Consider the following 11,565-nt stretch of genomic DNA (forward strand, 5'->3'; position numbering starts at 1 on the left):
ACAATCGTGGCCGCCGCCGTAAACACGGCCACGACGGCGTCGAGCGCTCGATTGGCTTCGGCCGCCGCGACCCCAAACCCGGCCGCATCGCGGCGCCACCCTTCGGCAACGTGCGACTCGCTCCACGCCAGCCAGAGAAGCTCATCGACCGTCGCACCCGCCCGGTAACGCTCGGCGATCGACTGCAGGGTGCGCGCCAGTCGCGCCGCACGGCGAGCGATGGCGTGGTCAATTGTGGCGAGACGATCGGGTGCCGTCAGGGCATCCACCAACAATTCATCGGCCGTGCGGTCACCGTCTCCCGCCAGTTCTTCGGCCCGCAAGGCACGGCGCAGTCGTCTCAGGCCCACGCGGTCGATGCCACCGAGCGGCCCCAGCAACAGCTCGGTCGCCGCAGCGGCATCGAGCTCGGCGCGACCGACCCCCACCTCGACGTGCCGAATAAGGGCACGCGCTGCGGGATGCTCGCGCACCGGTCGCCCCGCCGCCGTCGACTGCACCGGCACCTCGGCCTGGCCCAGCGCCCGTACGATGCCCGGGACCATCGTTCCGCTGCGCACGATGACGGCCATGCGCCCATACGGAATGCCATCGAGCAAGTGCCGCTCGCGCAGCAGGTCGGCCACGAGAGTTCTCTCGCGCGTGGGGTTGGGGGCCTCGAGCGCGAGGAGAGGACCATTCCAGGTCGGGGGAATCGCCCGCACGTCGCCGTCGGCCACCTTCGGTGAGGCCACGGCTTTGCGCTGGGTTCCGGCGGCCGCGGCACCGATGCGGCCGGTCACGTCGGCGGTGAGCCCTCGCAGCGCTGGGCCATGGCGATGCACGGTTGTCAGCACAATCGGTGTGGCATCACGCCAACCGAGCTTGGCCGGAAGGTGGGCGAGCGCCTCTGGCTCGGCACCCCGGAAGGTGTTGGCCGCGAGGTCGGGGTCGCCGAGGGCGATGACCGTCGCTCCGCGGGAGGCGAGTGCCGCGAGCAGGTCGAAGCCGCTGGGCGTGGCATCGTGAGCGTCGTCGAGAACGACGAGCTGAGGCACGGCGGGCATCGCCGCGGGAGGCTGTCGCACGAGCTCGACAGCGGCTCGCACGAGCTCAGCGGGGTCGAGTTGGCCCGGCCGTGAGGCCCCCAAGATGCGCCGATACTCATCGACGAAGTCGGCAATGGCGGCCCACGCAGGCACCGACCGCTCGCGTGCCGCTGCCCGCAACTGGTCGGTGCTCCAGCCGTGCTCACTGAGGCGGGCGATCGCATCGCGCAACTCGGTGCGAAACGCGGGCAAGCGCCGAACGTCGGGCCCGAGATGGTCAGGCCACGCGGGACCGCGTGCCACTCCCGCCCCGAGTACCTCGTCGAGCACCGAGCGGTCGAGCAATTCAGCCAGGTCGGCATCCTGATCAGCACCGCTCAAGAGACGGGGTTCGGCGAGGCCATCGAGCCGATGGGCAGCCATCACGATCGAGAACGCATACGCCGAGATCGACCGCGCGAGGGGCCCGGGCAACGCACGCGAGCTCCCCACGCGCACGGCCAGGCGGTCGCGCAACAGAGTTGCGGTTCGCCGCGACGGCGTGAGCACGAGCACGCGCTCGGGGTCGAGGCCGTCATCGAGCACGGCGCTCGCCACGAGCTCGATCACGGCAGTGGTCTTGCCCGACCCGGGGGCGCCGAGCACGACGGTGCCGCGCGAGTGACGCGCATCTACCACGCGTTGCTGCGCGGCGTCGAGAACCACGGGCGCGCTGTCGGCGATCGGCAGCGCGGCATCGAAGGTGGTCACGGGGCCACGCTACCGGCGCGCGCCGACAGCGGCACCGGCGCACCCGCCGGCCCGGTGCGCCCTCAGTGAACACGAGGGCTCGGCCCCGAGCCGCCGGGTACGCTGACGGTCGTGGACATTCGCATCGGTATTCTCAACAGCCCCCGCGAGCTCGCCTTCGAGACCTCGGAGTCGGCCGCTGACATCACGGCCGCGATCACGGCCGCCATGGAGAAGGGCGCGCCTGTCGTGAGCCTGACCGACAGCAAGGGCAAGCTCTACCTCGTGCCGACGGCCGCCATCGGTTATGTCGAGATCGGCAGCGACTCGGCGCGTCGCGTGGGCTTCGTCGGTTAACCAGCCGCACCCCACCACCGGCCGACAGCCGGTACGCTCGCCATCATGGAACTGCTCTTCGTCACGGTCATTGGTGCAGCCCTCGCGCTGGGCGTTCGCTATGTCGTTCCCGGCCGGCACGCGCACGGCCTTCTTGTCGTGCCGCTCGCCGGCGCTGCCGCGACGGCCGCCATCTGGGCCATCTGCGTGTGGATCGGCCTGCCGTTCGACGGGGGCTGGATCTGGGTCATCGCTCTGGTCGGTGGCCCCCTCGTGGCACTCGCCCTGGCCCTCACGCTTCCGAAGCGCCGCGAACACGCTGACGCTCAACTGCTCGAGCGCCTCATGAAGCCGGGAGCGACGGCTAAGGCCTAATCGCCGGGCGACGGATGCCCTGCGCTAGCCCGAGAACGTGCGCACGGCAACGCCGCCGAGGCTGATGAGCGTCACGATCGCGAGGGCGATCATCATGATCGAGTAGTCCCGGCGCACGAGCACGGCGAGCGCCGAGAGAACGACCCCGCTTGCCATCACGATGACGAACACGAGGTCGGGAACTCGCACGGCCGCGTCGAGCCCCCACGCGCCCGAAGCCCAGACCAGGGCACTCTGCACGAGCTGGAGCGCGGCGCCCGCGCCGAGCATCCCGAACCCCCACCAGCCCAGCCGCGTGCGGGGCAGCGTGCGGAACATGCTCGCGGGTTGTTGCTCAGCCATGACGCTCCTATGCCGTGAGACCGAGGCGATCCATGCGCCGCGTGTGCTCCGAAATGAGCTCGGTGAAGACGGGCTCGATTTGCTCTTCATCGCGCGAGGGGTCGTCGTGCATGACGAGCGCCGACCGCGCCTGCAGCATCGTGTCTCCGACGAGTCGGCGGCACCACAGGGCGAGGCGCGACGAGAGTTTGGGGTTGGCCGCGATCGCCCGCTCAATAATGCGATGCACCGGGGTCTGCAGGTCTCCGCGCGTGAGCGCTTCGGTGACCCGTCCGCTGAGTTCACCCGGTAGACCGGCGGCGAGGCGCACCCAAAAGTCGGTGAGAAATCCGATCGTCACGTGGGCACTCGCGACTTGCTCGTGCCACTGCCCGCCGCGCGTGCGCCGCTCAAACTCTTCAACACCCTCGAGGTGCGGCTGCATGACGTCGCTGCGGTCGAGTTGCAGTCGCTCGATCTCGGTCGAGAGCGCTAGGTAGCGCGTAAGCACAACGCCCGAGACGCGCGCGAGGGCGTCTTTGTCGGCAACCCGCGGAGCGTTGGTCATGGCCGTCGTGAGCTGCTCGATGAATACCAAGTGCAGGGCCGCGCAGTGCCCGAGAAAAACATCAGCCGCGGGGGCCAACTCGCCGAGATCGACCTTGAGTGCCGCCGCCGCGGTATCGCGCGGGGTCAGGGTCGGCGCCTCGACGCGAGGGCGCTGCCGTCTGAACCACGAAGCCACGCGCCCAGCCTAGGCGATGGCCCCGCCAAAGAGCGCCCGGCGGCTAAACTGGCCTTCACTTCTACATAACGACAGGCGACACACACTCGTGACTTTCACTGACCTGGGCATTGAGCCCGACATGGTCGAGGCTCTCGCGGCCAAGGGCATCATCGAACCCTTCCCGATTCAAGAGCAGACCATTCCCCTGGCCCTCAGCGGCCAAGACATCATTGGCCAGGCCAAGACCGGCACCGGCAAGACGTTCGGCTTCGGCCTTCCGCTCATCCAGCGCCTCGGCCTGCACCCCGAACCGGGCGTCAAGGCGCTCGTTGTGGTTCCCACCCGCGAGCTGTGCGTGCAGGTCACCGAAGACCTCGAAACCGCCGCCATCAACCGCGACGTCAAGACCGTTTCGATCTACGGCGGCAAGGCCTACGAAGGCCAGATCGAGCAGTTGAAGGCCGGTGCGCAGATTGTTATCGGCACGCCCGGGCGCTTGCTCGACCTCGCGAGCCAGCGATTGCTCTCGCTCGCCAACGTCGAGGTCATGGTGCTCGACGAGGCCGACAAGATGCTCGATCTCGGCTTCTTAAGCGACATCGAAAAGCTCTTCGCGCAGACCAAGCCCACGCGCCACACGATGCTCTTCTCGGCGACGATGCCCGGGCCGATCGTCGCGCTCGCGCGCCGCTTCATGTCGAAGCCCATCCACATTCGCGCGACCGACCCCGATGAAGGCCTCACGCAGGCCAACATCAAGCACGTCGTCTACCGCGCACACGCGCTCGACAAAGACGAGGTCGTCGGCCGCATTCTGCAGGCCGAGGGTCGCGGCAAGACCGTCATCTTCACGCGCACCAAGCGTGCCGCCGCCAAGCTCGTCGAAGAGCTCACCGACCGCGGATTCAGCGCGGCCGCCGTGCACGGCGACCTCAATCAAGAGCAGCGCGAGCGCGCCATGGCCGCGTTCAAGGCCGGCAAGAAAGACATCTTGATTGCCACGGATGTCGCGGCTCGCGGCATTGACGTCAACGACGTCACCCACGTCATCAACCACACGGTGCCCGACGACCACGACACCTACCTGCACCGTGCCGGCCGCACGGGACGCGCGGGCAAGACCGGCATCGCCGTCACGTTCGTCGACTGGGCCGACATGCACAAGTGGGCGCTCATCAACCGGGCACTCGAGATGAATCAGCCTGAGCCCGTCGAAACCTATTCGTCGTCGCCGCACCTCTACAGCGACCTCGACATTCCCGAGGGGTCGAAGGGCCGACTGAAGTCGACCCCGATTCCGAAGGTCGAGCGCGAAGCATCACACCCGCCGCGCGAGCGCAGCCGTTCAGGCAGCGCGAGCGGGCGGGGCGAGTCACGCGGGTCCAGCTCGCGCGGCACCGCGTCGGGCAGCTCGAGTGCCGCGGCCGCCGGGCAGACCAGCACGGGCGAACCGCGCGCCGAGGGCTCGGGCACTCCGCGCCGTCGCCGTCGCCGCCGCACGGGTGGGTCGGGTGCAGCATCCACGGGCGAGGCGAGCACCCCCAGCAGCTAACCCTCGCGCGACGCGATGTCGTGGGGCAGACTTGACCTGCGGATCGTGCGCAGGGGAGGCGCGCGCCGCAGGGGGGTCTGCCATGGTTCGATCACTGACGTCGTGGTTCGCGCTCGCGGGCGCCACGAGCCTGTTTCTTGCGGGATGCTCGGTCTCGCCGCCCGCCGCGCCCGAGCCTGACGAACCCGCGCCCGCCGCCGACGCCGACGGCCAGCCCACCGAGTGCATCGTGGGCACGTGGGAGCTCATCGTGCCTGATTACGCACTGCAGGCCGACGAGTACCTCACCGGGCTCGGTATTCCCGTCGAGAACTTCGCGATGGACGGCGCCCAAGTGCTCACGCTGACCGAAGACGGCCTGCTGGCGGTCGACACCGACCTCACGTCGACGGGTGATCTGGTGGCCGGGTCAACCACGTTGCCGTTCTCGATCACGACGGTCGAAACGGCGACAGCCGAGTGGGGCTGGGATGCGGGCGACCTCGCGGGCGATGGCACGATCGCGATCGCGGAGTACCTCGTCGTTGAATCGGCCACCGAAACCGCCGGCGAGGCTGCCGCGGCGGGTGTCGAGCCTCCCGTGCCGACCCTCGGAGAAAGTGCACAACTGACCGTCGACTGCGATGCCAACAATCTGCTGCTGCAGGGCGGCGGGCCGCTCTCGGCCGTGTTCGCCCGACGCTAGGCCAGAACCGGTCGTCGGCCGCGGTGATGGCCGGGGGTCGGGAATGGCGAGGGTGCGGAGTAGGTTGGGTTGCCTATGCCTGCCACCGACACCACCCCCGCCACCCCCACTCGTGATGCAGCCGCGACCGCCGCGCGCGATCGCACCGTCATCGGCCTGCTCATCGGCTCGGTGTTCGTGGTCATTCTCAACGAAACGCTCATGGGCGTCGCGATTCCCGTGCTCATCGAGTCACTCGGCATCACGGCATCGCTCGCCCAGTGGCTGACGACCGCGTTCATGCTGACGCTCGCGGTGATCATCCCGATCACGGGCTTTCTGTTGCAGCGCTTCACGACCCGCTCGATGTACCTCGTGGCGATGTCGCTCTTTACCGCCGGCACGATTCTGGGCGCCACGGCACCGGGGTTTGAAGCCCTTCTCATTGCCCGCATCGTGCAGGCAAGCGGCACGGCGATCATCTTCCCCATGCTGTTCACGACGGTCTTTGCCCTCGTGGCCCCCGAGCGACGGGGCCGCGTCGTCGGCAACATCTCGACGGTCATCGCGGTTGCACCCGCCATCGGACCGAGCCTTTCGGGTCTCATTCTGAGTTTCGCCGACTGGCGCTGGTTGTTCATCACGATGCTGCCGATCGCGGTCGCGGCCCTCGTCATTGGCGCCGTGCGCATGGTCAATGTGGGCGAACTGCGCCCGAGTCGACTGGATGTTCTCTCGGTGCTGCTCTCGATTCCGGGCTTCGGCGGCCTCGTGTTCGGCCTCGCCGAGTTCGGTGAGGCGGGCCGCCAGCCGACGGAACAAGCCGCGTCGACGACGACGACGGCAGGCATCGCTCTCGCGATCGGCCTCGTGTCGCTCGCCCTCTTTGTGTGGCGCCAACTCGTGTTGCAGCGCACCGATGGCGCACTTCTCGACTTGCGCACGTTTGCCGAGCGGCAATTCGCCATCTCCATTGCGATTGTCACGGTCGCGTCGATGGCACTCTTCGGCGCCATCATTCTCATTCCGCTGTTCGTTCAAGACGTCATCGGTGCGAGCGCCCTCGTGTCGGGCCTCATCATTCTTCCCGGCGCACTCTTGCAGGGTTTGCTCGCCCCGTGGATCGGGCGCCGCTATGACGCGGTCGGCCCGATGTCGCTCGTCGTTCCCGGATCGATCTTGCTCGCCGGCTCACTCTGGGGCATGGCTCTCTTCACGGCAGCCACCCCGCTGTGGCTCATCGCGGTCGTCAACGTGGGGCTCAGCCTCGGCCTGGCCCTGCTCTTCACTCCCCTCTTGACCAATGGCCTCTCGGCCCTCTCGCCGCAGCTCAACTCGCACGGCAGTGCGATCGTGGGCACGATTCAGCAGGTCGCGGGCGCGGCGGGAATCGCGCTGTTCATCTCGGTCGCCGCCGCGTTTGGTGGGGGCGGCGCCGAGGTGGCCTCGGTCACGGCCGAGGGTGTGCGAGCCGCGTTCACGGTCGGCGCGATCATCGCGACCTTCACGATTCCCGCGGTGTTCTTTGTGCGGCGCACGCCCGTGCCAGCCGGCGGCCCGGGCGGTCACGGCGGCCACGACGGTGCTGCGACACCGTCAGATCCTCCTGCCACAGCTGACTAGGGTTTGTCACGGCATTCGCCAACTACTCTGGGCGAGTGATTGCCGCTCGTCGCCGCGCCGCCCTACTTGCGGTCAGTCTCGTGACCGTGATGCTCAGCGGATGTGCGACGGCTGACCTCCCGCAGGGCAAAGTGATCACGAGCGCGGCCCTCGAGACACCGAAGCGACTGCTCGCCGTCGACAAGAAGGCCGAGCTGAGCGACGAGTTGCTCACGAGCCTGACGAGCACAACGCTTCCCGGATGCTCCGCCGCCGTCGCCGTGCGCGGTGAGCTCGTCTGGGCCAACGCGCGCGGGCTGGCCGACCTCGCGTCGGGCACGCCCCTCACCACGAGCACCCGCTTCGACATCGCGTCGATCTCGAAGCAGTTCACGGCAACCGCGGTGTTGCTGCTGCAGCGCGATGGATTGCTCTCGCTCAGCGACCCCGTCTCTCGCTACATCTCAGGCCTGCCCCGCTGGGCCGACGAAACCACTCTCGACTCGCTCATGCACCACACGGCACGACTGCCCGACTATTGGATCGAGCTCGACCGGCGCGGCATCGGCTTTACCGACGCGGCTGATCAGGCGACGACTCTTGCGGCGATCGCCCGAGAACCCGACCGTGAACCGGGCGAGGGCTACTTCTACTCGAACAGTCACTACGTGTTGCTCGCGACCGTGGTCGAGAACGTCAGTGGCCAATCGCTTCCCGACTTTCTGCAGACCCGCGTGTTTGGCCCCCTCGATCTCGACATGACCCTCGCCCCCGCCCTGCTGGCGCCCGACATCGCGACCTCCTACGAGGTCGATCTCTCGATTCAGCAGGGCGCCTGGAGCGCCTACGGCCACACGGGAATCATCACGACCCCGACCGCTCTCGCCCTGTGGGGCGACGAATACCGCGACGGCCAAATCGTGAGCGACGACTACGCCACCGGGGCCATCTCTGACAACGATGGTGCCCGCTACGGCGCGGGCATCTTTCTCAACGACGACGGCACGCTCTCACACTCGGGCCGCTGGGGTGGCTACCTCTCGAACTTTCGCGTCTCGGTTGATCGCGAGGTCGTCATGGCCGTCGCGTGCAACGGTCGCGCGGCCCCGCGAGCCGACCTTGCCAACGGTCTGTGGGCGCTGTGGACCGAACCGATCGAGCCGCTCATTCCCGAGTAACGAAGGCTAGGCGCGCACGGGTGCGACGCCGCGAGTCGCGGCGACAAGACGCTCGAGGGTCTCGGGTGAGGTCGTGTTCTCGGCGAGCCGATTGGGCTTGCCGTCGCCGTGGTAATCGCTCGAGCCGGTCATGACGAGGTCAAACCGTTTGGCGAGCTCGATGAGTCGCTCGCGGCCATCGGGGGTGTTCTCGCGGTGGTCGACCTCGAGGCCGACGAGTCCGGCGTCGACCAAGCGGGCGAGTGAGTCGTCATCGACGACCGCCTGTCGGCCGCGTGTTGCGGGATGAGCGAGCACGGGGGCACCGCCGGCTTCGGCGATCATCCGCACACCATCGAGAACGGTCGGCGCCTCATGGGGCAAGTAGTAACCCCCCGAGAAGTGCAAGATCGACTCGAAAGCCGCCGAGCGATTGGGCACGATGCCGCGGGCGACGAGCGCGTCGGCGATGTGCGGGCGACCAATCGAGACGCCTCCGCTTTGCGCGAGCACGTCATCCCAGCTGACGTCGAAGTCTTCTGACAGTCGTGCGACCATGCGCTCGGCACGGTTGAGTCGATCGTCGCGCGTGCGTGCCGTTTCGCGCACGATCGCCGTGTCGTTGGGGTCGAAGAGATACCCGAGCACGTGCACGCTGCGCCATTCGTGGCGCGTGCTGAGCTCGATGCCGCGAATGACCTGCAGACCGCTGCCGGCCGCCGCTGTGAGCGCTTCATCCCAGCCTGCGGTCGAGTCGTGGTCGGTGATCGCGACGGTGTCGAGGCCCGCCTCAATCGCCGCGCGAATGAGCTGCGTGGGCGTCTCGGTGCCGTCACTGACGCTGCTGTGCGTGTGCAGATCGATCGGGCCGCGCGTCATAGCCCCATGCTACGGGCGGGATGCTGTGCCGTTCGCCGCGCCCGGAGCGAGCATCCGGGCCTCAGCCCGCTCCGAACCACCGCGAGTAGGCTCAACGCACCATGATCCGACGCTTTCTTGCCGCCGCTGTGATCGTGGGGGTTGCGGCCGCTCTGCTCGTGATTGCCTGGCCGAACCTCTTCGGCCTGGCCGAGGCTCCCGTGGTGGCGCAGCTCGTCTCGGTGCGCGCGCTCGGCGCGACGGTCGCGATCATGGTGGCGTTCACGCTCGGCCTCCTCGCTCTGCTGTGGGCCGGTGCTCGCCGCTTCCTCGCCGCGATCGCCCTGCTCGCCGTCGTGTTCGCGGCGCTCAATGTTGCCGTGCTCTCGACGCGCGGCTTCGGCGACGAGTCGTTTCCGACCCGCGCCCCCGCCGAGCTCGCGGTGCTCTCGTGGAACACGCTCGGCGACGCCCCCGGCGCTGACCGCATTGCCGACCTGGTCATCGCCGAGCACGCCGACATCGTCGTGCTGCCTGAGACGAGTCAAGAGACTGCCGTCGCCATTGCCGAACTCACGCGCGTGCAAGGACGGCCCATGTGGGTCTACTCGATAGCATTCGACTACATCGCCAAGGCCCGCTCGACGAGCGTGCTGATCTCGGTCGACCTCGGCGAATACGCGGTCGATGACTCGGTCGGCAACACCTCCGTGGTGCCGAGCATGGTTCTGCGGCCGGTCGATGGCACGGGCCCGACCATCATCGGCGTGCACCCCGTCGCACCGATTCCCGGCGAGCTCTCGAACTGGCGGTCTGACCTGCGCTGGATCGACGCCGTGTGTCGCGGCGAGCAGGTCATTCTCGCGGGCGACCTCAACGCGACGGCCGACCACTTCCGCGTCGTCGACCCCGAGGCTGGGGTCGCGGGCCTCGGCTTCGGAGACTGCCTCAACGCGGGACTGTTGACGGGCAACGGAGCCGTGGGCACCTGGCCGACGCGCCTGCCGCCGCTAGTCGGGGCGCCCATCGACCACGTCTTCGTGACCCCCGACATCACCGTGACGGGCATGCGCGTCATCACGACCGAAGATGGCAGTGGCAGCGACCACCGGCCCATCGTCGCGCGGCTGATTCTCGAGTAGCGGCGAGAGGGCATGCGCCCAGTGCCAGAATGAAGGCATGACCGACGGCAAGGATGCCCCGCGCGCGACCGAGAACCGTTCGACTACTCCGTCGAGCGACACCTTTCGGCAGTACATCTCGAGCAACTGGGCCGAGCGGCCCACGCGCGTGACCGCCCAGCGCCCCGTCGCCGCGCGCGCAGCCGAGCGACGCGCCCGCCTGTCGGCGCTCTACCCGGGAGTGCGTCTCGTGTTGCCCGCCGGCCCTGCGCGGCAACGCTCGAACGACACCGACTACCCCTACCGCGCGCACTCGGCCTTCGCGCACCTCACGGGATGGGGCGCCGACACCGTGCCCGGCAGCGTGCTCGTGCTCGAGCCCGCGGGCGATGGCCACGTGGCCACGCTCTACTTTCGCGAAGGTGCGGGGCGTGACTCCGACGAGTTCTATGCCAACCCCGAGATCGGGGAGTTCTGGACGGGCCCGCGCCCCTCGCTCGCCGAGGTCGCGGTCGACCTCGGACTCGCCACGGCCGGGCTCGCGACTCTTGACGCGGCTCTCACGGCCGACGCGCTCATCGTGCGCGAGGCCGACCGCGCGCTGACCGACCAGGTCGACGCCGCCCGACTGCTCGCGGGAGCCGCCGAGATCGACACCGTGCGTGACGACGAACTCGCGCGCGACCTCAGCGAGCTGCGACTCGTGAAAGACGCGTTCGAAATCGCCGAAATGCGCCGGGCGGTCTCCGCCACGCAGCAGGGATTCGACGACGTCATCACCGACCTGCCGCAGATCGTCGCGCACGCGCGCGGCGAACGACTCGTCGAGGGCACGTTCAACCGCCGGGCGCGCGCCGAGGGCAACACCGTCGGCTACGACACGATCGCCGCGAGCGGCCCCCACGCGTGCATCTTGCACTGGACCCGCAACGATGGCCCCGTCGTGCCGGGTGACCTCATCCTCATTGACGCGGGTGTCGAGCTCGAGAGCTACTACACGGCCGACATCACCCGCACACTTCCGGTGTCAGGCACCTTCACTGACGTGCAGCGTCGGGTGTACGAGGCCGTGCGCGAGGCGGCCGACGCGGCGTT

12 protein-coding genes are annotated in these 11,565 nt (G+C 68.5%); 8 read left to right on the forward strand and 4 right to left on the reverse strand.

The window, feature by feature from the left end:
- On the reverse strand, positions 1 to 1,778 hold a 1,778-nt coding region (locus SFU54_RS07335; protein ID WP_319015633.1), incomplete at its 3' end, for a UvrD-helicase domain-containing protein.
- Between the two features lie 111 nt (positions 1,779 to 1,889).
- Between SFU54_RS07335 and SFU54_RS07340 the strand changes: the two genes are divergently transcribed.
- Positions 1,890 to 2,114, forward strand: a complete 225-nt coding sequence (locus tag SFU54_RS07340; RefSeq protein WP_319015634.1) for a DUF3107 domain-containing protein — start codon at positions 1,890 to 1,892, stop codon at positions 2,112 to 2,114.
- A 45-nt stretch (positions 2,115 to 2,159) separates the two neighbouring features.
- Complete coding sequence (locus SFU54_RS07345; protein WP_319015635.1) at positions 2,160 to 2,468, forward strand: hypothetical protein; 309 nt, start codon at positions 2,160 to 2,162, stop codon at positions 2,466 to 2,468.
- 24 nt (positions 2,469 to 2,492) lie between these two features.
- On the opposite strand, the gene SFU54_RS07350 is transcribed toward SFU54_RS07345, so the two are convergent.
- Positions 2,493 to 2,810: a hypothetical protein gene (locus SFU54_RS07350; RefSeq protein ID WP_319015636.1), complete on the reverse strand. Its 318-nt coding sequence runs from the start codon at positions 2,808 to 2,810 to the stop codon at positions 2,493 to 2,495.
- A gap of 7 nt (positions 2,811 to 2,817) precedes the next feature.
- Positions 2,818 to 3,534 carry a ferritin-like fold-containing protein gene (locus tag SFU54_RS07355; RefSeq protein WP_319015637.1) on the reverse strand — a complete coding sequence of 239 codons (717 nt, stop codon included), beginning with the start codon at positions 3,532 to 3,534 and terminating at the stop codon, positions 2,818 to 2,820.
- 88 nt (positions 3,535 to 3,622) lie between these two features.
- On the opposite strand from SFU54_RS07355, the gene SFU54_RS07360 reads away from it, so the two are divergent.
- From SFU54_RS07360 to SFU54_RS07375, 4 genes are all read left to right on the forward strand, one after another.
- Complete coding sequence (locus tag SFU54_RS07360) at positions 3,623 to 5,068, forward strand: DEAD/DEAH box helicase (protein WP_319015638.1); 1,446 nt, start codon at positions 3,623 to 3,625, stop codon at positions 5,066 to 5,068.
- Positions 5,069 to 5,150: 82 nt separating this feature from the next.
- The gene (locus tag SFU54_RS07365) at positions 5,151 to 5,753 is read left to right on the forward strand and encodes a hypothetical protein (protein WP_319015639.1); all 603 of its coding nucleotides are present in this window, start codon (positions 5,151 to 5,153) and stop codon (positions 5,751 to 5,753) included.
- Positions 5,754 to 5,828: 75 nt separating this feature from the next.
- On the forward strand, positions 5,829 to 7,355 hold the full coding sequence (locus SFU54_RS07370) for a DHA2 family efflux MFS transporter permease subunit (protein ID WP_319015640.1): 1,527 nt from the start codon (positions 5,829 to 5,831) through the stop codon (positions 7,353 to 7,355).
- A 35-nt stretch (positions 7,356 to 7,390) separates the two neighbouring features.
- A complete protein-coding gene (locus tag SFU54_RS07375; RefSeq protein WP_319015641.1) occupies positions 7,391 to 8,512 on the forward strand; it encodes a serine hydrolase domain-containing protein in 1,122 nt (373 codons plus the stop codon).
- A gap of 6 nt (positions 8,513 to 8,518) precedes the next feature.
- Here SFU54_RS07375 and SFU54_RS07380 read toward each other — a convergent pair whose 3' ends face one another.
- A complete protein-coding gene (locus tag SFU54_RS07380) occupies positions 8,519 to 9,370 on the reverse strand; it encodes a PHP domain-containing protein (protein WP_319015642.1) in 852 nt (283 codons plus the stop codon).
- A gap of 101 nt (positions 9,371 to 9,471) precedes the next feature.
- Here SFU54_RS07380 and SFU54_RS07385 point away from each other — a divergent pair, with 101 nt between their 5' ends.
- Both SFU54_RS07385 and SFU54_RS07390 read left to right on the forward strand, forming a co-directional pair.
- Positions 9,472 to 10,491 (forward strand): endonuclease/exonuclease/phosphatase family protein, encoded by a 1,020-nt coding sequence (locus tag SFU54_RS07385; RefSeq protein ID WP_319015643.1) that lies wholly within the window; start codon positions 9,472 to 9,474, stop codon positions 10,489 to 10,491.
- A 37-nt stretch (positions 10,492 to 10,528) separates the two neighbouring features.
- Positions 10,529 to 11,565 (forward strand): aminopeptidase P N-terminal domain-containing protein (locus tag SFU54_RS07390; RefSeq protein WP_319015644.1); only part of this gene is annotated, 1,037 nt, incomplete at its 3' end.

The organism is Microcella sp. (genome assembly GCF_033763155.1).
Taxonomy (GTDB): domain Bacteria; phylum Actinomycetota; class Actinomycetes; order Actinomycetales; family Microbacteriaceae; genus Microcella.